Origin of the sequence: Rhizobium sp. LjRoot254, assembly GCF_964254105.1 — a bacterium.
Classification (GTDB): Bacteria; Pseudomonadota; Alphaproteobacteria; order Rhizobiales; family Rhizobiaceae; genus Rhizobium_E.
Genome location: NZ_CAXUSM020000001.1, coordinates 3,960,466 through 3,985,255, shown reverse-complemented (window position 1 = coordinate 3,985,255; position 24,790 = coordinate 3,960,466). Strand labels below are relative to the sequence as shown.

The following is a 24,790-nucleotide window of genomic DNA, read 5'->3' as shown; positions in this document are numbered from 1 at the left end:
CCTTTGTCTCAAGAGAGGGCCGGAAACGGCGGGAATGGGAGGAACGTCATGCTGGCGTCAAGCAGCGATATCAGCGCATGTCTTGATCGACTCGTCGGAGGCTTTACGGGCCTCCGGCATGGCGGCCAGTTTCACGAGCCGAACCTGGATGGTACCTCGGGTGATTACATCAGCTTCGATAGTTGGGAATGGCCGCAGGGCGTCGGCCTCTATGGCCTGGTCAGGCTCTGGCAATTCACCGGCCGGGATGACCTCAGGCATCTGATCGAAAACTGGTATTCGGTCCGTATCGAGGCGGGGCTTCCGTCGCTCAACGTCAACACCACTGCGCCGATGCTCGGTCTTTCTGTCCTCTGGGCGAAAACGCGAGACCCACGCTGGCAGCCGACACTCGACGCATGGGCGTCCCGGGTCATGTCGGACATGGGCCGCACGCCGGAAGGCGGGTTCGAGCACCATGTCTCCGACAAGGTCAATGACAATGAATTGTGGGATGACACGCTTTACATGGTAGCGCTGTTTCTCGCCTCCTACGGTCAGGCGAGCGGGCGGCGCGAACTGGTCGATGAAGCTTCACTGCAATTTCTCGTTCATGCCCGCTATCTCGCCGATACCGAGACCGGCCTCTGGTTCCACGGCTGGACTTTTGATGGCCGGCACAATTTCGCCCGGGCGCGCTGGGCGCGTGGCAATGCCTGGATCACCGCAGGCATTCTCGACCTGCTCGATCTCGCCGATATCTCCAGGCCGGTGCGGGGTTTCCTGCTCGGCGTGCTGAAGGCACAGGTCGATGCGCTTCTGCCGCTGCAAGCGCCGTCGGGCGCATGGCGGACCCTGCTCGACGACCCCAATTCCTACGAGGAAATCTCGGCGACTGCCGGTATCGGCTACGGCCTGCTCAAGGGCTATCGGCTCGGCCTCGGTACGCCGGCCTGGCGCGATGCGGGGCTGAAGGCGCTCAAGGCAGTGATGAACAATATCGATGAAAACGGCACCGTGCTCAATGTCTCCTACGGCACGCGCATGGGCCACGACCAGCAATTCTATCGCGACATTCCGATCCAGCCAACCGGCTACGGCCAGGCTTTGGCGATCCTCTGCCTGTCCGAAGCGCTGCAGCATGTCGAAGCCGAGGGAAAAGTGGCATGACTATGAAGGTTCTCTATGGCGCGGCGCCTGATGACATCAAGGCTTATGATACCACGAAGCTGCGCGACGCCTTTCTGGTGCCCGGCCTCTTCGTCCGCAACGAGCTGCGCCTGACCTACACCCATGTCGACAGGCTGATCCTCGGTGGCGCGATGCCAACGCGCGAAACGATCAGCTTTGGCGGCGGCGAGGAGATCGGCACGTCCTATCTGCTCTCGGCCCGCGAGATGGGTATCGCCAATCTCGGTGGCGGTGGCACGGTCGCGGTGGACGGCAAGATCTTCAACCTCGCCAACCGCGATGTCCTCTATGTCGGCCGTGGCGCGAAGGAACTCTCACTCTCCAGCGATTCCATTGATCATCCGGCGCGCTTCTACATGAATTCCGTACCCGCCGGCGCCGACATCCCCCACAGGCTGATCACCCGCGAAGAGTCCAAGGCACTCGATCTCGGCGATGCAAAGCGCTCGAACAAGCGCCGGCTCAGGATGTATATCCACCCCGAAGTGGCGCCATCCTGCCTGCTGCTGATGGGCATTACCGATCTCGCCGAGGGCAGCATCTGGAACACCATGCCGCCGCATATCCATGAGCGACGGATGGAGGCCTATTGCTATTTCGACATGGCGCCCGAGGACCGGGTCATTCACCTGATGGGCCAGCCCGACGAGACGCGCCATCTGGTCGTCGCCGATGGCGATGCGGTGCTCTCGCCCGCCTGGTCGATCCATATGGGCGCCGGCACCGGGCCTTACGGCTTTGTCTGGGGCATGACCGGCGAGAACCAGGAATATAATGACGTGTCTCCAGTAGCAGTGGCGGATCTGAAATGAGCGGCGGATATCTGAAGCGAGAGTTGAAGGCGGGTGACGCGATCCGCTACTGGCAACTCGGCGCCATCGCCGAGGAGCGCTTCGACGTGCACGACGCGCCGATGAAGGGCGAGATGGACCCTTTCTTCTTCCTGACCAAGCACAAGAATTTCATTCCGCACGAATATCCCTGCCGCACCACCTTCGCTGAACGCTATCGCGGCAAGCGGCCCGATGTCAGGGGCGCATTCGCGGAAAAGCGCTGGTGGCTGCCCTTCGGTTCGCCGCGCGTCGATCTCTCCGGCTTCTGGTTCCGGCCGACACGCCTGGCGACCTGGGCGCAAACCTATATCGAGGCGGACGCGGCCGGCACGGCGCGGCTCAATCTCGGCACCTGCGGCGGCGCGGTCCTCTGGCTGAACGGGACCGAGATCGCCTGGATGGCTCCTTATAGCCGTAATCTCGAGGCCAAGCAGGAATTCGAACTGCCCCTGGTCGCGGGGCTCAACGAGATCACGCTGTTCTTCGACGACCTGGCAGAGCGCGACGCGCGCTACTTCTTCCAGCTCGACTATCTCGCCGGCCCCATCGCCCGCGTCGCAGTGCCCGTGCCGGTCGACGCAGCGGTCGCCGATGCCTTCGAGGCAGCACTCGACCGCATGTATTTCGACCGCCAGCATTATTTCGAGGGCGACATCTCGCTGATGTTCCCCAGCGCATTGCCAGTGAATGCGGCCGTCAACGTCGCCGTCGAAGGCGATTTCATGTCCCGGGAGCGGTTCGATCTCGATTTCACGCTGCCCGCCGGCGCAAGCCGGCTCGTCGTCGGCCCGGCCGACCAAGCGCCGGCGGACTTCCGCCACTTCCGCATCGGGCTCAGCTCCGGTGGTTTTGTCGTCGCACGTTCGCTCGGGGTGGAGATCTGCCACACGGCACGGCAGGGCGATGCTCCGGCGACGCTCGATGCCCGCATCCGCGAGACACTCGACGAGGTCTCGGAATATTCGGAACGCGATACCGTGCGCGCCTTCGCCCGTCTGGCCAGCGGCCGGGCCGGCACTGACACCGATGCGATGATCGAGGAAATCCTGCCGTCGATCGAGGATTGCCACGACTGCGCGGATTTCTCGCTCGTGCCGTTGATCTGGTCACGCACCGTCTGGGGCAATGACATCGGCGACAAGACGCGGGCGCGCATCGATGCCGCGATCCTCAACTATCGCTATTGGATGGATGAACCGGGCAACGATGTGCAGTGGTATTTCTCCGAAAACCACGCGCTGTTGTTTCACACCTCGGCTTATCTCGGCGGCCATCTGCTGGCTGACAAGACGTTCATTCGCTCCGGTCGCAAAGGCACCGAGCAGAGCGCTGTCGGCGCGGCGCGGGTTCGCGCATGGCTCGATCATTTCGAAGAGTGGGAAATGGCGGAATTCAATTCGGCGCCCTATTTCCCGATCGACCTCAAGGGCCTCACGGCGCTTGCCGCCCTTTCGCCCGATGCCGATATCGCTGAACGCGCCAAGACAGGCATCGTCAGGCTCTGCGAAATCATCGCGCGTTCGGCCCATCATGGCATGGTCACCGCCGCCCAGGGCCGCTCCTACGAACACACGCTGTGCGCGGGGCGCTCGCTGGAACTCTCCGCCGTCGCGCGGCTGCTCTGGGGCCGGGGCTGGTACGGCCGGCGCGTGCATTCCCTGCCGCAGCTTGCCGTCTGCGTGCGCGACCATGGCCTTGTCATACCCGACAGCTTCGCTGCGATCGCCGATCATCGCGACGATCAAGATCAGGAATGGACATTCGCTCAGGGCGAGGGCCGGTTTGCCGCGCTCTATCACTACAAGGGCGAGCATTTCGCCATGGGATCGGCGGCTCATTACCGCTGGCACGAATGGGGTTACCAGGAAACCATCCTGCACCTCCGCATCGGCGAGCGTCCCGAAGCGGCGGTCTGGATCAACCATCCCGGCGAGACCATCCAGTTCGGCTACGGCCGCCCCTCCTATTGGGGCGGCTGCGGTACGATCGCCCGGGTGCAGCAATATCGCGGCCTCGCCGTCATGGATTTCTCAGCCTTCGAGGAGCAGCCCGATTTCAGCCATGCATGGTTTCCCACCGCCGAATTCGACGAGCATGCCGTTGATGGCAGCCTCGCCATGGCAAGGAGCGGCAAGGTAGCCGTCGTCATTCGCGGCAACGGCGCCCTCTCGATGGTGACTGACGGCCCCTCCGCCCATGCCGAGCTGCGCCAGCAGGGCCGCAAGACACGCTGGATCATCCGCGTCTCGGCCGCCACCAGTCTGTCGGACGCCAGGGATCGATTTGCGGATCTCGCTGTTGTCGAGCAATCGAACGGTGATTTCATAGTCGATGACCCAGAATATGATCAAGTCCATTTCCGGGCCGACGGCACCGTGGAAGCCGAGGGAAGACGCATTTCGCCGAAGGAATTTACCGTCAGCGGGGAGGCCATCCTACTGACGGCGAGATAATGGCCCGTGCCGGGAGGAGCCGGCCCGATTGTCACAAAGGGGCGGCACAATCGTCCCAAACAGGAGGAGAACGGAAATGAGGAAGATGAAGACGGTTCTCGCGGCGCTTGCCGTGAGTTTGATGGCCTCGACGGCGGCACTCGCCGGCGACGTCCGCATCATGTGGTATTCCGACGGTGTCGAGGGCGAGGTCTTGAAGGATCTGGTCGATCGCTTCATGAAGGAAAATCCCGACATCAAAGTCACGATCGACAACGTCGCCTACAGCGTCGTCAAGGAACAGCTGCAGGTGCAGCTCGAAGGTGGAAACGGCCCCGACATTGCGCGCGTAACCAGTATCAAGGCATTGGCCAGTCATTGGCTCGACCTGCGCCCGCTTCTCTCGGATCCGGCTTACTGGGAAGCCAATTTCGGCGACCAGCTCGACTGGATGCGCCCCGACGGTTCCAACATGATCCCCGGTTTCATGACGCAGCTGACGTTGACCGGCGGCTATGCAAACAAGACATTGTTCGATCAGGCCGGGGTGGCAGTCCCGGCCCCGGGATCGAACTGGGATCAGTGGGCGGAAGCGGTGAAGAAGGTGGCGGCGAGCCAGCAGATTCCCTACCCAATGGCAATCGATCGCTCCGGCCATCGCATCACGCCGCTGATCCTCTCCTATGGCGGCAACTATATCGGCGCCGATGGCAAGCCCGCGCCGGTCGACGACGGCACCAAGGCCTTCGTGGCCAAGCTGGTCGACTGGACCAAGGATGGCACGCTCTCGAAGGACGTCTGGGTTTCGGCGGCGGGCTCGACCTATCGCGCCGCGGCCGACGATTTCATCAATGGTCAAGTCGCGCTCTACTACTCCGGCTCGTGGCAGATCCCGAACTTCTCGACCAAGATCGGCAACAGCTTCGATTGGGTCGCGGTGGGTACGCCTTGCGGCTCGGCGAATTGCACGGCGCTTGCCGGCGGCGCCGGCCTCGTGGCGATCAAATACACCAAGAATCCCAAGGACGTTGCAAAGGTCATGGAGTATCTGGCGCAACAGGACATCGTGAAGGAATTTTCCGAGCGAACCCTGTTCCTGCCGGCCCATAAGGGCGTGGTCGCCGCCGGTGGCCTCGATTTCAAGACTGATGATGCACAGGCCAAGGCGGCACTCAATGTGTTCGTCGAGGCATCCGGCAAGAATTCCGACATTGCCAAGAAGCTGCCGGGCTGGTTCTGGTCCGATACCGTCTATGGCGCGCTCGTGACACGCGTCAGCCAGGCGATGGCGGGCGAGCTTTCGCTCGACGAAGCCTTCCAACGCATCGATGCCGATATCGCCGCCAAGGTCAAAGACACCGCGCCTTGATGTTTGGGCTGGCCGAGACTTGACGATGACCGTCGCATGATCACGTGCGGCGGCAACGCGAACGGCTCGGGGAGGGGCTGCAAATGAAGTCCGAACAGATAATGCCACCGCCACGCCGCGGATTGGGCGAGATCGCCATGGCCCCCCTCGCCTTCGTGATGGGCCTGCTCGACATGCCCTTGCGATGGCTGCAGAAGACCGCCGGCATATCGGGCATGGCGGCATTCTTCCTGATGCCCAACATGCTGATCTTCGGCGTCTTCGTGCTCCTGCCCTTCGTCATCAATTTTGCCTATTCGATGACCGGCGGCACCGCGCTCTTTCTCAGCGATCGCAACTTCGTTGGCACCAATCAATATGCGCGGCTGTTCGATTGCTCGAACTATCTCGACCCAAATAGCTGCGCGGAAGACACGTTCTGGACCGCTGTCGGCAACACCGGATGGTTCGTTGCGATCCAGGTCGTGCTGATGCTGCTGGTCTCGCTGATCACGGCGCTCATCCTCAACCGCGATCTCGCTGCCCGCAGCTTCTGGCGTGCCGTGTTTTTCTTCCCGGTCCTGCTGTCGCCCGTCGTCGTCGGCCTCATCTGGAAGTGGATCCTGCAACGCCAGGGCCTGTTGAATTTCGGCCTCTATGGCCTCGGCTTCGACCCTTACGTCTGGCTGAGCGATCGCAACTGGGCCTTCGCCGCCACGGTCGGCGTCTCGATCTGGGCGCATATGGGCTTCTACACCCTCATTCTGCTGGCGGGCCTGCAGTCGATACCGAAAGACCTCTATGAGGCCGCCGAGATGGACGGCACGCGTCCGGCGCGCGCCTTCTGGCGCATCACCATGCCGCTGCTCATGCCGAACCTGCTCGTCGTCTTCGTGCTCGTGCTGATCCGGGCGGTGCAGATTTTCGACGAAGTCTACGTTCTGACCGGCGGCGGGCCGGGCACCAGCACGCTCTACCTGACGCAATATATCTACGAGACCGGCTTCGCCACCGCACTGCGCAATCCCGGATTGGCGGCTGCAGCCTCGATTCTCATGGGCGCCGTCCTGGTCGTCCTCACGCTGATCCAGCTCGGTGTCGGCCGTTCGGGCGACAAGACGGGAGGCAAGTCATGAGCCGCGTCGCGCAATTCATCTTCCGCCGCAAGGGCGGAAAGGGCTGGCACTGGACCGATATCGTGACCTGGGTCTGGCTGATCGGAGGCCTGTTCATCATGTTCGGCCCGGCGGTCTGGCTGGTCGGTTCGTCCTTCAAGTCGCCTGCAGCGCTCGCCGAATTCCCGCCGACGATCCTGCCCTATATCACCCAGAAGGTGACGGTCGCGGGACATGACAAGCAGCTCGACCTCTATGAGGCGAGGCTGCCCGATGGCTCGACGGCGGTGCTGGCCGAGGTGCGGCGCATCGGCGTGGTCGCGCAGATGATCGATCCCAAGAACCCTGGGGAAATCATCAAGGTCAATATCAAGGACCGCAAGCCGGTGCGCTCTATGTCCTTCGCGGCGAACAATTATACCGAACCCTTCGTCCATTTCGATTTCATCCGCTATCTCTGGAACTCAGTCTTCGTCACTGTCGTCGCGACGCTGATCACGCTGATCGTCAATTCGATGGCGGCCTTCGCGCTCAGCAAATACGAATTCTGTGGCCGCGGTCTGGCGATGCTGCTGATCCTGGCGACGCTCATGGTGCCGCTGTCGGTGATCATGGTGCCGCTCTATTCGATCATTTCCTCACTGGGGCTGTTCAACAGCCTGTGGGGCGTCATCCTGCCGACTGTGGCGACGCCGACTGGTGTCTTCATCCTGCGGCAATATATGCTGACCATCCCGGATGAACTGATCGATGCCGCGCGCATGGACAAGGCGTCGGAATGGCAGATCTACTGGCGCATCATCCTGCCGCTGACGGCGCCGGCGCTCGCCGTGCTGGCCATCTTCTCCGTCGTGTGGCGCTGGAACGACTTCCTGTGGCCGTTGATCGTGCTGTCGCGCAAGGAGCTCTACACGCTGCAAGTCGGCCTCAGCATCTATTCCGGCGAGCTGAACGTGCAGTGGCATTTCATTCTGGCCATGACGGTGGTGACGATGATCCCCGTCGTACTGGTCTTCATCTTCCTGCAGCGCTTCATCACCACCGGCATCGCCGGCACCGGGTTGAAATAAAGGGTAACGTTCATGGGCCATATCAAGCTTGCGAATATCGGGAAGGCATTCGGCGCCGTGAAGGTGCTGCACGACATCAATCTCGAAATCGAGGATGGCGAATTGGTCGTCTTTGTTGGCCCGTCCGGCTGCGGCAAGTCGACCTTGCTCCGGATGATCGCCGGCCTGGACAAGCCGACCAGTGGCGATCTGTCGATCGACGGCAAGGTCGTCAACACCGTGCCGGCAGCCGATCGCGGGCTTGCCATGGTGTTCCAGTCCTACGCGCTCTATCCCCATATGAGCGTGCGCCAGAACCTCGCGTTCGGTCTCGAAAATACAAGGATGCCGAAGACAGAAATCCTCGAGCGCATAGCCGAAGCGGCCCGCATGCTGGAGATCGAGCCCTATCTCGACCGCCGGCCGGGCCAACTCTCCGGCGGACAGCGCCAGCGGGTTGCAATCGGCCGCGCGATCGTCCGCCGTCCGGTGGCTTTCCTTCTCGATGAGCCGCTCTCGAACCTCGATGCGGAACTGCGCGGCTCGACCCGTGCCGAAATCTCCGCACTCCATGCGCGTCTCGGCGCGACTATGATCTATGTGACGCATGACCAGGTCGAGGCCATGACGCTTGCCGATCGCATCGTCGTGCTCCGCGCCGGCCGCATCGAGCAGGTCGGCACGCCGCTCGAACTCTACAACAACCCGGCCAATCGCTTCGTCGCCGGTTTCATCGGCTCGCCACATATGAACTTTCTCGACGGCGAGGTGGCAAGCATCGCCGGAGAACGCGCGGTGGCCACGCTTGCCGGCGGCCACAAGCTGGAAGTCCCGGGCGATCCACGCATGACAATTGGCATGCGCATCACGATTGGCGTGCGGCCACAGCACGTCAAACTTGGGGACGGCGCAGGCAGCCTGCCCGCAACGATCCGGCTCGTCGAGGCACTCGGTGCGGAGACCGTCGTCCACACGGATGTCACCGGCCATAAGATGCTCGTCGTCGCACAAGGCCAGCACAAACTCACCCCCGGCTCCGAAATCCAGCTCTCGCTGGCCGGCGCGCCACTCCACCTGTTCGATGAGAAAGGACTACGCCTTGGGCTCGCTGTTTGATCTCTCTGGCAAGGTCGCGCTGGTTACGGGCGCGCGAACCGGACTCGGTCGCGGCATGGCGCTAGCGTTGGCAGGCGCCGGCGCGGATATTGCCGCGCTCGGCTCCTCGCCCATGTCCGAGACCGGCCGGGAGGTGCGTGACGCAGGTCGACGTTTCTGTGAACTGCAGGTCGATCTATCCCGGAAATTCGATGCCGCCGCCACCATCGATCGCGTCGTCTCCGAACTTGGCGGCATCGACATCCTGGTCAACAATGCCGGCATCATCCGCCGCGCAGATCTTCTCCAATATTCTGAAGAGGACTGGGACAGCGTGATGGATGTCAATCTCAAGGCGGCGTTCCTGCTGTCGCAGGCGGCTGCCCGGCACATGGTTTCTACCGGGCGGAAGGGTCGCGTCATCAATGTCGCGTCCATGCTGACTTTCCAGGGCGGCGTCCGGGTGCCCGCCTATACCGCTTCCAAGCACGGCATTGCCGGCATCACAAAAGCGATGGCGAACGAATTGGCGCCGCATGGCATCACCGTGAACGCCATAGCACCCGGCTACATGGCGACCGACAATACCGAGGCGTTACGCAACGACCCCGATCGCAATGCGCAGATCTCAATTCGCATTCCGATGGGTCGATGGGGCGTGCCAGAGGATCTGGCGACAGCTGTGCTGTTCTTTGCGGCGCCCGGTTCGGCCTATGTGACCGGGACGGTGCTGCCGATCGACGGAGGCTGGCTCGTGCGGTGATTTCGATCGAGGATGAAGCTCGCCGGGCCTGTCGCAAATTTTCGTTGTTAACGAGCTGTTGACCGTGGGCGAGGAAATTGCCGCTCCCAATGTCGTGGAGCGTGCCGATGATTCTGAATGCCATTGCCGAGAAATTGAAGCGCCGGTCGAAGGATGATTTCAAAGGGCGTCATTTCGAGGCATGGCTCATTGTTCAGGCGGTGGCCTGGTACTTGCGCTATCCGCTCAGCGATCGAGACTTGGAAGAGATATTCCGGGAGCGCGGCTTCGAGGTCGACCACAGTACGATCAATCGCTGGGCCCCGGCCTTTGCGCCGATGATCGAGAAGCGGCAGCGCCAGTTCCGCCGACCGCATTGTGGCTCAGTTCGGATCGACGACTTACGTCAAGATCCGCGGCAAGTGGCGTTACCTATACCGCGCCATCGACAAGCACGGAAACCCGATCGACGTCCTGCTCACCGCAAAGCGTGACCTTGATGCCGCGAAGCGGTTCTTTCGAAAGATGCTCAGGGATGAGCCGCTACTTTCGCCGGAGAAGATTGGCACAGATGGCGCCAACATCTTCCCCTCGACGATCAAGGCGGCCGTCGATGACGGGCTCCTGCGTCCGGATCCGGTTCACCATGTTACCAAGCATCTCCAGCAGGGCATCGAAAGTGACCACTTTCGCGTGAAGAAGAACATGCCGAAGATCGGCGGCTTCCAATCTTTCAACACGGCGCGTCGAACCATTGCGGGTTTCGAAGCGATGCTCTGGCTGAAGAAGGGCTTCGGCTTCACTGGTGATTGGAGCGTCGATGATCAGAACGGCCTGCTCGCGCTGGACTTCAAAAAGTTAATAAAGCGCGAAGCGCACCCAATTCAGAGGTAAACTGTGGGCCGAACCTAACTTTGTGACAAGGCCTCATATCCGGCATCAGCGCCGACATCCAGTCCGGCGACGGACTGACAGCTGTGATCGGCCCCAATGCGGCGGGTAAATCGACGTACATCGCTGACGATCCACCCGGCACCTGTGAGTGCAGACCGCAGGGCCGGCTCGCGCCAGTACGTCTCGACGTAGCGCCGCGGCGCTTCTGCACTGCCGTGTGTGGACACATCCTCACCGTCGCCCTCTCTAACCGCCTAGGCTGAGGATTTCGGCTATCGCAGTAATGCGATCTCCAACGCAGCGAACCTACGCGGTCCACAAGAAGACAGAGGCGGTTCCAAGTGACCGGTCACTCGGATCAACGGCAGCTTTGGGCCAACAGCGGCAATGATTTCCGCTTTGCGCGTCCATATCGGCCATTCAAGCAAACCCGGCGATTTCCTGAAAGCTGCGCGTCTGCTTAGGTTAGGCGAACGCGTAGTGTGCTACTTATCGTTCGGAAGATCAGCGCCCAGCACTTGAATTAGCCAAGGCGTTTGGCTGCCTCTTTGAACGAGACTAGCCGAGCATTTCTCTCATCCCAGAGTGTGAGTCTGACGCAGCGAAAGCTCTGCCAAAGCGTGATGCGGCCGAGACCGGCCAGTTCAGGATGATCTCGCAGCACTTCGGGCAGCCGATAGAAAGGCACACGGCTCGACAGATGATGGATGTGGTGAATGCCGATGTTCCCGGTGATCCATTTGAGCGGGAATGGAAGGTCGTAATGCGATGCGCCGTGCAGCGCAGCCGTTTGGAACTGCCACTCCGGCTTCTTCGACCAGTGTGTCTCCTCGAACTGGTGCTGGACGTAAAACAGCCAGACGCCTGCCGCGGCGGCCATCAAAGTGATCGGCAGATGCACGGTCAGAAACGGCAAGAGACCGGTGATCCAGATCATCGCACCGATGAGAACGGCGACCGCCACATTTGTTGCTATCGTCGACGCCCATGGCAAGTAGCCCGACCGAAACATACCGAAGGGCAACCGTTGTTTGATCAGGAAAAGCCACGCCGGTCCGACTCCGAACATGACGAGTGGATGCCGATAAAGGCGATAACCAAGGCGGCTCCAACGCGAGAGGGCTTCGTACTCGTCGATTGTGAGCGTGGTGATGTCACCGATGCCGCGTTCGTCTAGATTTCCGGCGGACGCATGATGCTCTGCATGCGCGCGGCGCCAATAGTCATATGGTGTCAAGGTCAGCACACCGATCGTTCGGCCAGTCCAGTCGTCGAGCCCGCGGCGGCCGAAGAAGGAGCCGTGGCCACAATCATGCTGGATCATGAACAGCCGCAACAGGAACGCCGCGGCGGGCACCGTCAAAATCATGCCCCACCACATTTCATGCCAGACCGCCGATACGGCAAGCGTCCATAACACAACGAACGGAATTGCGGTCACTGCGAGCTCGAGAGCGCTGCGGCCGGAATTGGGCTGTCGATATTTCGCGAGAACCTTCAGCCAGGACGCTTCATCACTGCGGCTTGCGTCATGAACGCCGGACGTGGAAGTCATCGATCTTCTTCTCCATTCGACACGCGTGGGCGCACACTTAACCGCGCTCGCTGTCAACAAAACCCATTCATTTTAAGGACCTTATGCGCCTCGATCGAGGCGCGAAGTGCGTCCTCAGAGGCGCGGTTTCCCTCGTTGGTGTCAGGATGGTGCATTTTGAGCCGCTCCTTGTAGCGGCTCCTGATCTCCTGCGGCGATGCGTCCCCCGCAAGGCCAAGCGTCTCCAGAGCCTTCGCTTCAAGCACCTTGAGTCTCCGTACCTGAGGATTGCTCTTGTGGGCCTGGCGCTGCATTGCAGTTTTGCGCGCATTCAAGGCCTTGGCAGAACCAGAGCGGGCAGTGGACGGTATCGGCGTCCCGACGGCCTCTTGGACGACTGTTCCCCAGGTCTGACGCCCACCCGTCCGTGCTTCTCGCTGATAGCGGGCAATATCATCGTTGGAGAGATCAGCCGCAAAATTATACCCCTTATTGTATTCCTTGACGTGTGCAAGGCAGAAGAACAGATAAAGGCCTTCGGCGTCGCGCCCGACGGGCGCACGGTGCGTCCCATTGCTTTCGCAGCCATCCCATTGGCATTTCGGACCTGCGGGCTCGCTGTGTAGAGCCGACTTTTTTCTCGTGGATCTAAGCCCAACGAAGATTTTGGAATCGATCATCATGGCCCTATCTGTAAACAGCCGTCATCAAGGCATGAATTTGCGAGTTGGACTTTTGCAGGCTTGAATACAGAGTCAGGCTTTCTTGGCGCGTTTTCCAATAAGCGCGGTGGCCGCTGAAAGCCTGGCCGACAATTCCTTCGCCTTACGGGCTTCTCGCAGCCGCGAGGTCTTTTCGTCTCGCGCACTAGCAATGGAGTCAAGCACCGCCATCGCTTGTCCGCGGGCGAAGAATTCTGTTTGTGTCTTGCCGAAAGCAATTTCCGCCTGTTGCCGGGATCGGCTGTGTGTCTGTGTCATGGGGTCGTTCCAGAAAATGGTGGCTCGTCGGAGCGAGCAAAAATGAAAAAGGCCAGGCAGCTAGCCTGACCTCGGTTGGTATCTCGCTCTCAGCAGTGCCAGTACATCCGTGGTCACGGGAGAGCGGATGCCGATTTAAGCGGCCTGAAGATTGCAGGCCGACATCTTGCCCGACTTGTTGTCGCGCTCCATGTCGTAGCCGATCTTCTGGCCTTCGACGATTTCGCGCATTCCGGCGCGTTCGACGGCCGAGATGTGGACGAAGGCGTCAGCGCCGCCGTCGTCAGGCTGAATGAAGCCGAAGCCCTTGGTGGCATTGAACCATTTAACTGTGCCAGTGGTCATGTTGAACCCTTTCATAGCATATTGAACGACCGCAACGCATAAGCACTGCGGATGGTGACAGCGATTTTTGAAAGGAAGGTTCGTTCAGGGCGCGGTGCAAATCGCGCGTAACCAAAGCTCAGCAAGCAAATATCGATATAACCATAAATAGAGATCTTTTCGTGGATTGTCAACTTTTGGTTCAAGAAATCCGAACCCACGGCAAGAACGGAGTGATGTAGGACCTCCGCCAACCACCTTGAAATAGCCTCGTTGGGGCTACTTGAACAACCGCATCGATCGATGACGCATGTTTTTCTCGACAAGGGCTCGACGTTCCTCGTCGACGATCGCGGCATAGGCGCTTTCAGCTTCCTGTCGGCGCGTGGGAATAGGTAGTTTGGCAGCTTCGTCAGGCGCTTGCGTCTGTTCGGTCATGACGTCTCCATCTGGGCTTTTGGTTCCAATCGGGCACTGCCTAGTGCGTTTTGTGTATCGGGCCTTCGAACGAAATCATTCTGGTCCTCGCGGGCGGATTAAGACGTTGAATCATATTTTCCCGGAACCATTCGACGAATGTGTGGGCCGAGATTCGTTGCGACCTGAGGCTATCTGCAAACTCCAGAGCCGCAGACAGATCGCTGGCGTGAAGCCGGTCGGCAAGATCCTGGCAAAGCAAACGTAGATCACTGGTGATCGCCTCTACCTGATTGAGGTCGAACAGCTCGTCAACATTGCTCATTTGGGGTATCCATTGTGCCTGAAGGGACGAACCGCGCCTGCGGCGTCGCGTCGGCAAGTGGCCACTCCAGCGCGCACTTTACCCGATGGTTCGCTATTTTGTTGTGCGCCCGCCGATTAAAGAGCAGGTGACTCGTCGATGGCCGTTTATCAGGGCGCCGTCGCGAAAGGGCGGCCATCGAGCCTAGCCCCGACAAAGGAGGACATTTTGTCTTCCACGATCCAGCAGCACTTTACACTCGACGATTTGAATATGCTCAGGCGCGTCCTCGATAATGCCGGCCTTCATGACAGGCATGGTGAAACCTCCCATTCGGCGAGACTGGCCGCATCGCGATTTCTCATCGGGTGCTTTAAGCAGGGCATTTCGACGGAAATGGAGTTGAGATTCGAACTGTTCCATCATCTCTATCAGGACATGTCGGAGCGGGTGCGAGCGGGTGAACTTGCCGATATCAAGGCATGGGAAAATGAAGGCGGAGCGTTAGCCTCGGAGGCGAGACCGACCCGGCAGCCCATGCGGCTCGTCAGTAGCCATGCCACGGTCGTGCGACGCATCATGCTGGGTTTCCCCGCCTTCAGCCCCAGCGACAATTCGTCGGGTGCGGACGATGCCATTCCCCAAATGTTGACAATGGCGGCTTGATGGCAAGACCGATACCGGAAATACCAAGGCAACGCCGGCAAAGCGCCACCAACCATGTGGCCGCGGAAATCACCCGGCACGAGCAGTTGGAGCGAGAACGCAAGACCGTCGATCTCAGATCAAAGCGGCTCCTCAAGGAAGCGGAACATGTGGCCGCGGCAAGGCCGTAGTGAGGGTCAGCCTAGCCTCGATACAAAATTCCCGCGAAGGGGCCACTTTCGCCTATCACCGCTTTGGTCGACATTGCGCGGTAGCAAGAGATGTCAGACATGACCAAATCATTCGTTACGATCGGCTTTCAGCAACGCGGGCGGTCGCTCGTCGCCGACCAGCCAAGGCTGAGCAAGACGGCCGAGATCGCGGTCGACCCTTGCGAAACGACTTTCGGAAAGCAGGGCTGGCACGGTGGCGTTTGAGCAATCTCATGATGCCGACGCCGAAATCTACGATGACCCCGTGATTCTGTTCAAAACGGGCAGCCTGCCGCCAGACTTCTCCGGCGATTGATCACTTGGGCGGGTCCAATCGGCTCGCTTGAAATTTATAGTGCTAGCACTCTCACCCAGAGAGTGCTAAGACAGTGAAATTGGCCCATCGCGGCGCCAAAAGCCCATTTCATCGAGGATGTTTAGAATGACGGATATCAATTTCCGGCCGCTGCACGATCGTGTCGTGATCCGGCGCATCGAAGCCGAAGCAAAGACCAAAGGCGGCATCATCATCCCTGACACCGCGAAGGAAAAGCCGCAGGAAGGCGAAGTCGTCGCCGTCGGCTCCGGCATTCGCGACGACAGCGGCAATCTCGTCGCCCTTGATGTCAAGGCAGGCGACCGGATCCTGTTCGGCAAGTGGTCGGGCACCGAAGTCAAGCTCAATGGCGAAGACCTTCTGATCATGAAGGAAAGCGACATTATGGGCGTCATCGCCTGATCGTTTCATCCACCCATACTAGCCAATGAGCAATTTGCTCGGGAGTTTTCATCATGGCTGCAAAAGAAATCAAATTCGGTCGCACTGCACGCGAAAAGATGCTGCGCGGCGTCGACATCCTCGCAGACGCGGTGAAGGTCACCCTCGGTCCGAAGGGCCGCAACGTCATCATCGACAAGTCCTATGGCGCTCCGCGCATTACCAAGGATGGTGTCGCCGTCGCCAAGGAAATCGAACTTGACGACAAGTTCGAGAACATGGGCGCCCAGATGGTCCGCGAAGTCGCTTCGAAGACCAACGACGTCGCCGGCGACGGCACCACGACCGCGACGGTTCTGGCCCAGGCCATCGTTCGCGAAGGCAACAAGGCGGTTGCCGCCGGCATGAACCCGATGGATCTGAAGCGCGGCATCGATCTTGCGGTTACGGCCGTGGTGAAGGATCTCCTTGCCAAAGCCAAGAAGATCAGCACATCCGAGGAGATCGCCCAGGTTGGCACGATCTCCGCCAATGGTGAGAAGGAAATCGGCGGCTATATCGCCGAGGCCATGCAGAAGGTCGGCAATGAAGGCGTCATCACGGTTGAAGAAGCCAAGACCGCCGAAACCGAACTCGAAGTCGTCGAAGGCATGCAGTTCGACCGCGGCTACCTCTCGCCGTATTTCGTGACCAACGCCGAAAAGATGCTGGCTGAACTCGAGGATGCGTATGTGCTCCTTCATGAGAAGAAGCTCTCGAATCTCCAAGCGATGCTACCAATCCTAGAAGCGGTCGTGCAGGCCGGTAAGCCGCTCCTAATCATTTCCGAGGACGTCGAAGGCGAAGCGCTTGCTACGCTCGTCGTCAACAAGCTCCGTGGCGGCCTCAAGATCGCTGCCGTCAAAGCTCCGGGCTTCGGCGACCGCCGCAAGGCCATGCTCGAAGACCTTGCCATCCTGACCGGTGGTACGGTGATCTCCGAAGACATCGGCGTCAAGCTCGAAAACGTGACCCTCGACATGCTGGGCCGCGCCAAGAAGGTGTCGATCACCAAGGAAAACACCACGATCGTCGACGGTGCCGGCCAGAAGTCCGACATCGAAGGCCGCGTCACCCAGATCAAGGCGCAGATCGAGGAAACCACCTCCGACTACGACCGCGAGAAGCTGCAGGAACGTCTTGCCAAGCTCGCTGGCGGCGTCGCCGTGATCCGCGTCGGCGGCTCGACGGAAGTCGAAGTCAAGGAAAAGAAGGACCGCATCGACGACGCGCTCAACGCGACCCGCGCTGCCGTCGAAGAAGGTATTGTTCCCGGTGGCGGTACGGCACTGCTCAGAGCCTCTGTCGTTCTTGATATCAAGGGTGAAAACGACGACCAAAACGCCGGCATCAACATCGTCCGCAAGGCGCTGCAGTCACTCACCCGCCAGATCGCCGAGAACGCCGGTGACGAAGCCTCGATCGTTGTCGGCCGCATCCTTGAAAAGAACGAAGACAACTGGGGCTACAACGCCCAGACTAGCGAATATGGCGACATGATCACCATGGGTATTGTCGACCCGGTCAAGGTTGTCCGCACCGCGCTGCAGAATGCAGCTTCCGTTGCCGGCCTGCTGGTGACCACCGAAGCCATGATCGCGGAACTGCCAAAGCGTGATGCGCCTGGCGGCGGCATGCCCGATATGGGTGGCATGGGCGGAATGATGTAGTCTTCGTGACCACGTTAACAGACGTCGGTCGAAACAGGGCCCCGGGTTTTATCCGGGGCTCACTGCTGTTTAGCGGTGCATCAGTCTTTGCTTTGCATGGCCAAGCGTGTCGCTGAAGCCAACCGACCAGCTGCCTGAAAATAGGCAAGGACGTCGCTGTCGAGCTTGATCGAAACGAGCTTCTTGGTATGAGGAAGCAGCAATGACGGGGTCTGAGGTTCGACTCCCTTCAAGACCTTGTCCCACTGAAGAGCTGCCCAGATCTATTGGGCAGCCTCCAGCAGTGTCTGAGCGATTTTCGCCGCTGCGGAGACGTGAGCGCGGCAGGCCCCCGCGGCGGCCTCGGGATCGTTGCGCTCGATCGCGGCAAAGATCTTGCGGATCTGGGCCGGGCCAGAGGTGGTCCGGTGGGCGGTGGAAAGGGTCATCACCCTGAGCCGCGATATCCGGCCATTGAGCCGGCTGACGATATCCCAGGCAATACTGTGGCCGCTGGTCTCGAAGATGATCTTGTAGAATTCGGTGGTTGCGTCGAGAATTCCCGGAGGGGAATTCTGTTTCGACGTGCGATCGAGTTCGTCGAGTGCCCGGCACAGCCGCGCCTTGACGCCAACGTCCGCGCGCCGCGCGCAATCGGCCACTGCGGTTGATTCCAGGGCGGCGCGGATTTCGTAGATCTGCCGTGCGTCATCCCAATCGATTCCCGCGACGATGGGCCCCTGCTTGGCCATCTCCACCAGACCTTCAGCCTCGAGGTGACGGATCACCTCGCGGATGACGGAGCGCGACACGCCGAGCTGATCGCAGAGAGTACGTTCGACCAGTCGCTGGCCGGGCTCGAAAAGGCCGCTGATGATGGCGCGTCGCATGCGGTCGAGGGCGATTTCCCTCAGCGTCGCTGGCGGGCTTTCGATGCGGAGGGCCGCGAGATTCTCGGCGTTCTTGGTCATGCTTCGGTGTAGCGGCAAAAAAATCTTTGCACAAGGCCTTGACACTCGGTCTTATGGTATACCAACATACAACAAGACAAGTTGACAGGAGAATTCCCGTGGCGGCGACCGTACGCAAAACCCTTCTGCACGTGGAAACCACCCTTATCGAGGGCGGCAGGGAGGCGCCGAGGCCGCTCAAGCTGATTGCAGCCATGGCGGTCGTGAAGAACCCTTGGGCAGGCCGCGGCTATGTCGAGAACCTGAAGCCCGAAATCAACGCGGTGGCGCCCGAGCTTGGCGCGTTGCTGACCAGAATGATCATTGAGACCGCCGGCTCCGGCGATATCGTCGAGGCCTATGGCAAGTCCGCTGTCGTCGGCCTCGATGGCGAGATCGAGCACGCCTCCGCGCTGATCCATACGCTGCGCTTCGGCAATCACTATCGCACTGCCGTGGGCGCCAAATCCTATCTCGCCTTCTGCAACACGCGCGGACCGGCCAATGCGCCGATCATGATTCCGCTGATGGACAAGAACGATGAAGGCCGCCGCTCACATTACCTGACGATCCAGTGCGCCATTCCCGACGCGCCGGCGGCCGACGAAATCGTGGTGGCGCTGGGCGCATCCATCGGCGGCCGCCCGCATCACAGGATCGGCGACCGTTATCAGGACCTCAAGGAGCTGGGCCACGATGTTGCAAACCCTGCAGCGGTCTAGGACTCGGTCGAGCACGGCCTATGTCGACCACGGACGTGGCGATGAGACGGTCGTGCTGATCCACGGGGTGGGCATGCGGATCGAGGCCTGGGCGCCGCAGATCGATCGGCTTGCGGAGGATTTCCGCGTGGTCGCCGTGGATCTTCCGGGTCATGGCGATACGCCGCCACTCAGCACATCTGCGAAGCTGCCGCACTTTGTCGAGTGGTTCGACAGGACGCTCGACGAACTGTCCACCGGACCGGTGAACGTCGCCGGGCATTCGATGGGCGCGCTGATCGCAACCGGCATGGCGGCGACCGCCGAGGAGAAAGTGAGGCGGGTCGCGCTTCTGAGTGGGGTCTACCGTCGGAGCGAAGCTGCCCGGCGGGCCGTGGAGGCGCGGGCCGACGAGATCATTTCAGGTGCCTTCGATCGCGAGGCGCCGCTGGCGCGGTGGTTTGCCGACGACGAGAAGGATAGTGAGGCCTATGCGCTCACGCATGCGCTCCTCGATGTCGTCGATCCCTCGGGCTACGCAACCGCCTATGAGGCATTCGCGACCGGTGATTCGGTCTATTCCGACTGCTGGCCGCAGGTAAACTGCCCGACGTTGTTCCTGACGGGTGACGGCGACCTGAATTCGACCGCCGAGATGGCGAGGGAAATGGCAGCCGCAGCTCCGCGGGGCGAGGCCGTGGTGATCGAGGGGCACCGGCACATGGTGAACCTCACAGCGCCGTTGGAGGTGAACGAGGCGCTCATCCGGTGGCTCGGCCGGGAGGTGAAAAATGACATTTGATCCGAGAGCCCTGCGCGACGCATTCGGCGCGTTCCTGACCGGCGTGACCGTGGTGACCACTTTCAACGAGGACGGCGACCCCATCGGCTTTACGGCCAACAGCTTCACGAGCGTTTCGCTCGATCCCCCGCTGTTGCTGGTCTGCCTCGCCAAGACCTCGCGCAATTTTGCGACACTGACCGGCGGCAGGGGGTTCGGCATCAACGTTCTCTCCGAGGATCAGAAGGACGTTTCCAACACCTTCGCCCGGCCGGTCGAGGACCGGTTCGCCGCCGTTGCCTGGCAGAAGGGGCCATTCGGCTCTCCGGTCTTTGGTGATGTCGCTGCATGGTTCGATTGCTCGATGCATGAAAACATCGATGCGGGCGATCACGTCATCCTTATCGGCCGCATCGAAGGCTTCGAAAACGGCGGCAAGACCGGGCTCGGCTACGCCCGTGGTGGCTACTTCACGCCCGCACTTGCTGAGAAAAGCCTGCTCGCCAATGCCGACGGCAGCCTGTTGCTCGGTGCCGTGGCCGAACGCGATGGCGAGATCCTGCTCGTGCCTGATGAGACGGGCGGCTGGACGCTTCCTTTCGTCCAGAAGGCGGACGACGAAGGCATGGAGACGCTTGAAGAGCACATCGCCGCGACGGTCGGGCCGGCGCTCAGCACGGGGTTGCTCTATTCCGTCTACGAAGACACCAAGACCAACCGCCAGCACGTCGTCTATCGCGCGAATCTCGGCACTGGCGACATCCGTTCCGGACGCCTGTTTCCTGTTCAGGCGCCGCCGCTTGGCGAGATTGCTGACAACGCGGTCAGGGAACTCGTAAAGCGTTATGCTCAGGAGAGCACGCTGGGCAATTTCGGCGTCTATTTCGGCAATCAGGACAAGGGCCGCGTACACGCCGTGGCCGCAAAAGGTGACGCATGAAATTCTCGCTTTTCGTTCACATGGAAAGGCTTGACGCCAGCCAGAACCACAAGGCGCTCTATGACGAGTTCATCGCGCTCTGCGAGATCGCCGACAAAGGCGGCATGCACGCGATCTGGACCGGCGAGCACCATGCGATGGATTTCACCATCGCGCCGAATCCCTTTGTCAATATCGCCGATCTCGCACGCCGCACGACGAACGTCCGCCTCGGCACCGGCACCGTCATCGCGCCCTTCTGGCATCCGATCAAGCTTGCCGGCGAAGCGGCGATGACTGACATCATTTCCGGCGGCCGGCTCGACATCGGCATCGCCCGCGGCGCCTATGGCTTCGAATATGAACGGCTGCTGCCGGGCCTCGACGCCTGGGGCGCCGGCCAGCGCATGCGCGAGCTGATCCCGGCGGTGAAAGGCATCTGGCAGGGCGACTATACCCACGACGGCGAGTTCTGGAAATTCCCCTCGACGACCTCGGCGCCGAAGCCTCTGCAGCAGCCGCATCCGCCGATCTGGGTCGCGGCGCGCGATCCGAACAGCCACGAATTCGCCGTGGCCAATGGCTGCAATGTCCAGTGCACGCCGCTCGCCAATGGCGAGGCCGAGATTGCCAGCCTGATGGAGCGCTTCAATGCTGCCTGCGGGAAGGCACTCGACGTCAAGCGTCCAAAAATCATGCTGTTGCAGCATACTTATGTCGGCTCCGACGAGGCCGACATCGCCCAGGCGGCGAAGGAAATCAGCACCTACTACAACTATTTCTTCGCCTGGTTCAAGAACGAGCGGCCGATCCATCAGGGGCTGATCCAACAGCTGACGGACGAGGAACTCGCAGGCAACGCTAATCTCTTGCCGGAGAAGATGGTCACCAACATGCCGATCGGCAACGCCGACACGGTCATCAACCGCCTGAAGGTCTATGAAGAACAGGGCTACGACGAATATTCGTTCTGGATCGACACCGGCATGAGCTTTGCGCGCAAGAAGGCGTCGCTCGAACGCTTCATCGCCGATGTCATGCCGGCTTTCGGGTGAGGCGGCCATGCAGAGCTTCGAACAATATATAGACGGCGCATTCGAGGATGGTTCGGCCCGTTTCGCCTCAATCGATCCGGCAACGGGAAAAGTCTGGGCGACAATGCCGGAGGCGCGCGGGACAGATGTCGATCGCGCAGTGAAAGCGGCCGAGCAGGCATTGTGGCACGGCGTCTGGCCCGCGATGACCGCCACCGCGCGCGGAAAACTGCTCTACAGACTGGCCGATCTCGTGCAGGCCAACGCCCCAAAGCTTGCCGAACTCGAGACCCGCGACACTGGCAAGATCATCCGCGAGACATCGGCGCAGATTGCCTATGTCGCGGACTATTACCGCTATTATGCCGGGCTCGCCGACAAGATCGAGGGTTCGACGCTTTCGATCGACAAGGCCGACATGGACGTCTGGACCCGCCGCGAACCCATCGGCGTGGTCGCCGCGATCGTGCCGTGGAACAGCCAGTTGTTCCTCGCGGCCGTCAAGATCGGCCCGGCGCTCGCGGCGGGCTGCACGCTGGTGGTCAAGGCGTCCGAGGATGGTCCCGCGCCGCTACTCGAATTCGCCCGGCTGGTCCACGAGGCAGGTTTCCCCAAGGGCGTGCTCAACGTCATAACCGGCTTCGGCCCGACCTGCGGCGGCGCGCTGACCCGCCATCCAGGCGTGGCGCATATCGCCTTCACCGGTGGGCCCGGTACGGCCGCGCAGGTGGTGCGCAATTCGGCTGAAAACCTCGCCAGCACGTCGCTGGAACTCGGAGGCAAGTCGCCCTTCATCGTCTTTGCCGATGCGGATCTCGAAAGCGCGGCCAATGCCCAGGTCGCGGGCATCTTCGCCGCCACCGGCCAGAGCTGCGTTGCGGGCTCTCGCCTGATCATCGAGGCTTCAGTGAAGGAGCAGTTCCTGTCGCTGCTCAAAACCAAGGCCGAGGCGATCCGCATCGGCGCGCCGCTCGACAGGGCCACGGAGGTCGGCCCGCTCTGCACGGGCCGCCAGCGCGAGCATATTGCGAGGGTGGTCGCGGCATCCATCAGCGCCGGAGCCAAGCTGATCACCGGCGGCCGCGCTGCCGAGGGCGAGGGCTTCTACTACCAGCCGACCATTCTTGATTGCGACGGCGTCAATTCGCCCTCCATCGAGACCGAACTCTTCGGGCCTGTACTCTCCGTCGTCTCATTCACGAGCGAGGACGAGGCCGCAACACTTGCCAATGCCACGCCCTATGGCCTGGCTTCCGGCGTCTTCACCCAGAATCTCACCCGCGCCCACCGCATGATCAAGCGCATCCGCGCCGGCATCGTCTGGGTCAACACGTATCGCGCCGTCTCGCCGATCGCGCCTTTCGGCGGGTACGGTCAATCAGGTCATGGCCGAGAAGGTGGGCTCGCTGCGGCGCTCGACTATACCAGGACCAAGACCGTCTGGCTGCGGACCTCCGACGATCCTTTCCCCGATCCCTTCGTGATGCGGTGAGCCATGTTCTATGAGATCCGCACATACAGACTCAGGAACGGCGCCATCCCCGAATACCTCAAGGTGGTCGGTGACGACGGCATCGCCATCCAGAAGAAGCATCTCGGCAATCTCGTCGGATACTTCATCTCGGAGATAGGGCCTGTCAACGAGATCGTCCACATCTGGGGCTTCCCAAGCCTCGACGACCGCCAGGCCCGCCGCGCGCGGCTGGCGACCGACCCGGATTGGCAAGCCTTCCTGCCCAGGATTCGCGATCTCATCGTGACCGCCGACAACAAGATCATGACGCCGGCGGCCTTCTCGCCGCTCGGCGGAAATGTGCCTGCCTGAACCTCTCTACGACACCAGAACAAGGAAAAGGGAACATGAAAAACAGGATTGCAGCAGCACTTCTCTCCGCAGCCCTCGGCTTCGCCGGCACGGCAAGCGCCGAGGACATGGTGTTCACCAGCTGGGGCGGCACCACCCAGGACGCCCAAAAGGCTAGTTGGGCTGAAGGCTTCACCGCTGACAGCAAGATCAACGTCACCCAGGATGGCCCGACCGACTACGGCAAGATCAAGGCCATGGTCGAAGCCGGTAACGTCACATGGGATGTCGTCGACGTTGAAGGCGACTATGCCGTGCAGGCCGGCACCGCCGGGCTGCTCGAAAAGCTCGACTTCTCGCTTATCGACAAATCCAAGCTCGATCCCCGCTTCGTCACCGACTATTCGGTCGGCAGCTTCTACTATTCCTTCGTGATCGGTTGTAACAAGGACGCAGTGGATGCCTGCCCCAAGACCTGGGCCGACCTTTTCGACACCGCAAAGTTTCCCGGCAAGCGTGCTTTCTACAAGTGGTCGGCGCCGGGCGTGATCGAGGCCGCATTGCTCGCCGACGGCGTTGCCGCCGACAAGCTCTATCCGCTCGACCTCGACCGCGCCTTCAAGAAACTCGACACGATCAAGGCCGACATCATCTGGTGGGACAGCGGTGCGCAGTCGCAGCAGTTGTTGGCCTCCGCCGAAGCACCGTTCGGATCATTCTGGAACGGCCGCCTGACCGCGCTTGCCCAGACCGGCGTGACGGTCGAGACTTCCTGGACCAACAACATCACGGCTGCCGATGCCCTCGTCGTGCCCAAGGGCACCAAGAACAAGGAAGCGGCGATGAAGTTCATCGCGCATGCGACCAGCGACCAGGCGCAGGCCAACTTCGCCACCGCCACCGGCTATGCGCCGATCAACCTCGATGCGAATGTCCTGATGGACGGCGAATTGCGCCAGACGCTACCCGACATGCAGGCCGATACTCAGGTCAATGCCGACATGACATACTGGGCGCAGCATCGCGACGACATCGGCACCCGCTGGTACGCCTGGCAGGCACAATAGGATCAGGACAGACAAGCCTCCCAGGCACGCGCGG

Annotated in this window: 27 protein-coding genes and 2 pseudogenes; 20 read left to right on the top strand and 9 right to left on the bottom strand. The window is 61.0% G+C overall.

The features are described from left to right. The first annotated feature begins 48 nt into the window (after positions 1–48). From bglB to ACSQ26_RS19605, 9 genes and pseudogenes are all read left to right on the top strand, one after another. Positions 49–1,149 (top strand): beta-galactosidase BglB, encoded by a 1,101-nt coding sequence (gene bglB / locus ACSQ26_RS19645; protein WP_436011810.1) that lies wholly within the window; start codon positions 49–51, stop codon positions 1,147–1,149. Further along, entirely contained in the window at positions 1,146–1,982 is an 837-nt protein-coding gene (gene kduI / locus ACSQ26_RS19640; protein WP_436011808.1) for a 5-dehydro-4-deoxy-D-glucuronate isomerase, read from the top strand. The genes bglB and kduI overlap by 4 nt, the downstream gene beginning before the upstream one ends. Then, positions 1,979–4,456, top strand: a complete 2,478-nt coding sequence (locus ACSQ26_RS19635; RefSeq protein ID WP_436011806.1) for a hypothetical protein — start codon at positions 1,979–1,981, stop codon at positions 4,454–4,456. Before kduI ends, ACSQ26_RS19635 begins: the two co-directional genes overlap by 4 nt. Positions 4,457–4,532: 76 nt before the next feature. Further along, positions 4,533–5,804: an ABC transporter substrate-binding protein gene (locus tag ACSQ26_RS19630; protein WP_436011804.1), complete on the top strand. Its 1,272-nt coding sequence runs from the start codon at positions 4,533–4,535 to the stop codon at positions 5,802–5,804. A 77-nt stretch (positions 5,805–5,881) separates the two neighbouring features. Then, positions 5,882–6,919, top strand: a complete 1,038-nt coding sequence (locus ACSQ26_RS19625) for a carbohydrate ABC transporter permease (protein ID WP_436015360.1) — start codon at positions 5,882–5,884, stop codon at positions 6,917–6,919. Then, complete coding sequence (locus tag ACSQ26_RS19620; protein ID WP_436011802.1) at positions 6,916–7,968, top strand: carbohydrate ABC transporter permease; 1,053 nt, start codon at positions 6,916–6,918, stop codon at positions 7,966–7,968. The genes ACSQ26_RS19625 and ACSQ26_RS19620 overlap by 4 nt, the downstream gene beginning before the upstream one ends. A 12-nt stretch (positions 7,969–7,980) precedes the next feature. Further along, the gene (locus ACSQ26_RS19615) at positions 7,981–9,063 is read left to right on the top strand and encodes an ABC transporter ATP-binding protein (RefSeq protein WP_436011800.1); all 1,083 of its coding nucleotides are present in this window, start codon (positions 7,981–7,983) and stop codon (positions 9,061–9,063) included. Further along, positions 9,029–9,805 carry a 2-dehydro-3-deoxy-D-gluconate 5-dehydrogenase KduD gene (gene kduD, locus ACSQ26_RS19610; RefSeq protein WP_436011798.1) on the top strand — a complete coding sequence of 259 codons (777 nt, stop codon included), beginning with the start codon at positions 9,029–9,031 and terminating at the stop codon, positions 9,803–9,805. Before ACSQ26_RS19615 ends, kduD begins: the two co-directional genes overlap by 35 nt. A 107-nt stretch (positions 9,806–9,912) precedes the next feature. Further along, positions 9,913–10,704: pseudogene (locus ACSQ26_RS19605) on the top strand (IS6 family transposase). Here the strand turns inward: ACSQ26_RS19605 and ACSQ26_RS19600 are convergent. From ACSQ26_RS19600 to ACSQ26_RS19570, 7 genes and pseudogenes are all read right to left on the bottom strand, one after another. Then, positions 10,693–10,932, bottom strand: a pseudogene (locus ACSQ26_RS19600) (hypothetical protein); the annotation flags it as partial. The pseudogenes ACSQ26_RS19605 and ACSQ26_RS19600 sit on opposite strands and share 12 nt — an antisense overlap. Before the next feature lie 269 nt (positions 10,933–11,201). Continuing rightward, positions 11,202–12,233, bottom strand: coding sequence for a fatty acid desaturase (locus ACSQ26_RS19595; protein ID WP_436011796.1), 1,032 nt, complete (start codon positions 12,231–12,233; stop codon positions 11,202–11,204). Between the two features lie 53 nt (positions 12,234–12,286). Then, entirely contained in the window at positions 12,287–12,895 is a 609-nt protein-coding gene (locus tag ACSQ26_RS19590; protein ID WP_436011794.1) for a J domain-containing protein, read from the bottom strand. 72 nt (positions 12,896–12,967) lie between these two features. Next, a complete protein-coding gene (locus ACSQ26_RS19585) occupies positions 12,968–13,192 on the bottom strand; it encodes a hypothetical protein (RefSeq protein WP_436011792.1) in 225 nt (74 codons plus the stop codon). 135 nt (positions 13,193–13,327) lie between these two features. Then, the gene (locus tag ACSQ26_RS19580; RefSeq protein WP_258161618.1) at positions 13,328–13,537 is read right to left on the bottom strand and encodes a cold-shock protein; all 210 of its coding nucleotides are present in this window, start codon (positions 13,535–13,537) and stop codon (positions 13,328–13,330) included. Between the two features lie 258 nt (positions 13,538–13,795). After that, positions 13,796–13,954 (bottom strand): hypothetical protein, encoded by a 159-nt coding sequence (locus ACSQ26_RS19575; protein WP_436011790.1) that lies wholly within the window; start codon positions 13,952–13,954, stop codon positions 13,796–13,798. Positions 13,955–13,994: 40 nt separating this feature from the next. After that, positions 13,995–14,258 (bottom strand): hypothetical protein, encoded by a 264-nt coding sequence (locus ACSQ26_RS19570; RefSeq protein ID WP_436011788.1) that lies wholly within the window; start codon positions 14,256–14,258, stop codon positions 13,995–13,997. A gap of 138 nt (positions 14,259–14,396) precedes the next feature. On the opposite strand from ACSQ26_RS19570, the gene ACSQ26_RS19565 reads away from it, so the two are divergent. The 4 genes from ACSQ26_RS19565 to groL all read left to right on the top strand — a co-directional run bounded on the left by ACSQ26_RS19565 (position 14,397) and on the right by groL (position 17,521). Further along, on the top strand, positions 14,397–14,903 hold the full coding sequence (locus ACSQ26_RS19565) for a hypothetical protein (RefSeq protein WP_436011786.1): 507 nt from the start codon (positions 14,397–14,399) through the stop codon (positions 14,901–14,903). 269 nt (positions 14,904–15,172) lie between these two features. Continuing rightward, complete coding sequence (locus ACSQ26_RS19560) at positions 15,173–15,319, top strand: hypothetical protein (RefSeq protein ID WP_436011784.1); 147 nt, start codon at positions 15,173–15,175, stop codon at positions 15,317–15,319. Positions 15,320–15,536: 217 nt separating this feature from the next. Then, the gene (groES, locus tag ACSQ26_RS19555) at positions 15,537–15,833 is read left to right on the top strand and encodes a co-chaperone GroES (RefSeq protein ID WP_436011782.1); all 297 of its coding nucleotides are present in this window, start codon (positions 15,537–15,539) and stop codon (positions 15,831–15,833) included. A gap of 53 nt (positions 15,834–15,886) precedes the next feature. After that, positions 15,887–17,521 carry a chaperonin GroEL gene (groL, locus tag ACSQ26_RS19550; protein WP_436011780.1) on the top strand — a complete coding sequence of 545 codons (1,635 nt, stop codon included), beginning with the start codon at positions 15,887–15,889 and terminating at the stop codon, positions 17,519–17,521. An 80-nt stretch (positions 17,522–17,601) separates the two neighbouring features. Here groL and ACSQ26_RS19545 read toward each other — a convergent pair whose 3' ends face one another. Beyond that, a complete protein-coding gene (locus ACSQ26_RS19545) occupies positions 17,602–17,724 on the bottom strand; it encodes a BrnA antitoxin family protein (protein WP_436015358.1) in 123 nt (40 codons plus the stop codon). Positions 17,725–17,784: 60 nt separating this feature from the next. Continuing rightward, a complete protein-coding gene (locus tag ACSQ26_RS19540) occupies positions 17,785–18,471 on the bottom strand; it encodes a GntR family transcriptional regulator (RefSeq protein WP_436011778.1) in 687 nt (228 codons plus the stop codon). Positions 18,472–18,569: 98 nt separating this feature from the next. Here ACSQ26_RS19540 and ACSQ26_RS19535 point away from each other — a divergent pair, with 98 nt between their 5' ends. The 7 genes from ACSQ26_RS19535 to ACSQ26_RS19505 are packed head-to-tail and all read left to right on the top strand — an operon-like array spanning position 18,570 to position 24,756. Continuing rightward, positions 18,570–19,172, top strand: coding sequence for an amino acid synthesis family protein (locus ACSQ26_RS19535; protein ID WP_436011776.1), 603 nt, complete (start codon positions 18,570–18,572; stop codon positions 19,170–19,172). Further along, positions 19,147–19,953, top strand: coding sequence for an alpha/beta fold hydrolase (locus ACSQ26_RS19530; RefSeq protein WP_436011774.1), 807 nt, complete (start codon positions 19,147–19,149; stop codon positions 19,951–19,953). The genes ACSQ26_RS19535 and ACSQ26_RS19530 overlap by 26 nt, the downstream gene beginning before the upstream one ends. Continuing rightward, the gene (locus ACSQ26_RS19525) at positions 19,943–20,872 is read left to right on the top strand and encodes a flavin reductase (RefSeq protein WP_436011772.1); all 930 of its coding nucleotides are present in this window, start codon (positions 19,943–19,945) and stop codon (positions 20,870–20,872) included. The genes ACSQ26_RS19530 and ACSQ26_RS19525 overlap by 11 nt, the downstream gene beginning before the upstream one ends. After that, positions 20,869–21,906: an LLM class flavin-dependent oxidoreductase gene (locus ACSQ26_RS19520; RefSeq protein ID WP_436011770.1), complete on the top strand. Its 1,038-nt coding sequence runs from the start codon at positions 20,869–20,871 to the stop codon at positions 21,904–21,906. Before ACSQ26_RS19525 ends, ACSQ26_RS19520 begins: the two co-directional genes overlap by 4 nt. A gap of 7 nt (positions 21,907–21,913) precedes the next feature. After that, complete coding sequence (locus ACSQ26_RS19515; RefSeq protein WP_436011768.1) at positions 21,914–23,377, top strand: aldehyde dehydrogenase; 1,464 nt, start codon at positions 21,914–21,916, stop codon at positions 23,375–23,377. Between the two features lie 3 nt (positions 23,378–23,380). Then, the gene (locus tag ACSQ26_RS19510) at positions 23,381–23,710 is read left to right on the top strand and encodes an NIPSNAP family protein (RefSeq protein ID WP_436011766.1); all 330 of its coding nucleotides are present in this window, start codon (positions 23,381–23,383) and stop codon (positions 23,708–23,710) included. 35 nt (positions 23,711–23,745) lie between these two features. Continuing rightward, entirely contained in the window at positions 23,746–24,756 is a 1,011-nt protein-coding gene (locus ACSQ26_RS19505) for an ABC transporter substrate-binding protein (protein WP_436011764.1), read from the top strand. The last annotated feature ends 34 nt before the right edge of the window (positions 24,757–24,790 follow it).

Bases quoted from the DNA above. Each gene is read 5' to 3' on its own strand.
- ACSQ26_RS19575 (WP_436011790.1), bottom strand. From the start codon at position 13,954: ATGACCGAACAGACGCAAGCGCCTGACGAAGCTGCCAAACTACCTATT.
- ACSQ26_RS19560 (WP_436011784.1), top strand. From the start codon at position 15,173: ATGACCAAATCATTCGTTACGATCGGCTTTCAGCAACGCGGGCGGTCG.
- ACSQ26_RS19590 (WP_436011794.1), bottom strand. From the start codon at position 12,895: ATGATGATCGATTCCAAAATCTTCGTTGGGCTTAGATCCACGAGAAAA.
- ACSQ26_RS19595 (WP_436011796.1), bottom strand. From the start codon at position 12,233: ATGACTTCCACGTCCGGCGTTCATGACGCAAGCCGCAGTGATGAAGCG.
- ACSQ26_RS19565 (WP_436011786.1), top strand. From the start codon at position 14,397: ATGGCCGTTTATCAGGGCGCCGTCGCGAAAGGGCGGCCATCGAGCCTA.
- ACSQ26_RS19515 (WP_436011768.1), top strand. From the start codon at position 21,914: ATGCAGAGCTTCGAACAATATATAGACGGCGCATTCGAGGATGGTTCG.
- kduI (WP_436011808.1), top strand. From the start codon at position 1,146: ATGACTATGAAGGTTCTCTATGGCGCGGCGCCTGATGACATCAAGGCT.
- ACSQ26_RS19580 (WP_258161618.1), bottom strand. From the start codon at position 13,537: ATGACCACTGGCACAGTTAAATGGTTCAATGCCACCAAGGGCTTCGGC.
- kduD (WP_436011798.1), top strand. From the start codon at position 9,029: ATGAGAAAGGACTACGCCTTGGGCTCGCTGTTTGATCTCTCTGGCAAG.
- ACSQ26_RS19635 (WP_436011806.1), top strand. From the start codon at position 1,979: ATGAGCGGCGGATATCTGAAGCGAGAGTTGAAGGCGGGTGACGCGATC.
- bglB (WP_436011810.1), top strand. From the start codon at position 49: ATGCTGGCGTCAAGCAGCGATATCAGCGCATGTCTTGATCGACTCGTC.
- ACSQ26_RS19525 (WP_436011772.1), top strand. From the start codon at position 19,943: ATGACATTTGATCCGAGAGCCCTGCGCGACGCATTCGGCGCGTTCCTG.
- ACSQ26_RS19585 (WP_436011792.1), bottom strand. From the start codon at position 13,192: ATGACACAGACACACAGCCGATCCCGGCAACAGGCGGAAATTGCTTTC.
- ACSQ26_RS19505 (WP_436011764.1), top strand. From the start codon at position 23,746: ATGAAAAACAGGATTGCAGCAGCACTTCTCTCCGCAGCCCTCGGCTTC.
- ACSQ26_RS19615 (WP_436011800.1), top strand. From the start codon at position 7,981: ATGGGCCATATCAAGCTTGCGAATATCGGGAAGGCATTCGGCGCCGTG.
- groES (WP_436011782.1), top strand. From the start codon at position 15,537: ATGACGGATATCAATTTCCGGCCGCTGCACGATCGTGTCGTGATCCGG.
- ACSQ26_RS19570 (WP_436011788.1), bottom strand. From the start codon at position 14,258: ATGAGCAATGTTGACGAGCTGTTCGACCTCAATCAGGTAGAGGCGATC.
- ACSQ26_RS19520 (WP_436011770.1), top strand. From the start codon at position 20,869: ATGAAATTCTCGCTTTTCGTTCACATGGAAAGGCTTGACGCCAGCCAG.
- ACSQ26_RS19530 (WP_436011774.1), top strand. From the start codon at position 19,147: ATGTTGCAAACCCTGCAGCGGTCTAGGACTCGGTCGAGCACGGCCTAT.
- ACSQ26_RS19540 (WP_436011778.1), bottom strand. From the start codon at position 18,471: ATGACCAAGAACGCCGAGAATCTCGCGGCCCTCCGCATCGAAAGCCCG.
- groL (WP_436011780.1), top strand. From the start codon at position 15,887: ATGGCTGCAAAAGAAATCAAATTCGGTCGCACTGCACGCGAAAAGATG.
- ACSQ26_RS19620 (WP_436011802.1), top strand. From the start codon at position 6,916: ATGAGCCGCGTCGCGCAATTCATCTTCCGCCGCAAGGGCGGAAAGGGC.
- ACSQ26_RS19510 (WP_436011766.1), top strand. From the start codon at position 23,381: ATGTTCTATGAGATCCGCACATACAGACTCAGGAACGGCGCCATCCCC.
- ACSQ26_RS19630 (WP_436011804.1), top strand. From the start codon at position 4,533: ATGAGGAAGATGAAGACGGTTCTCGCGGCGCTTGCCGTGAGTTTGATG.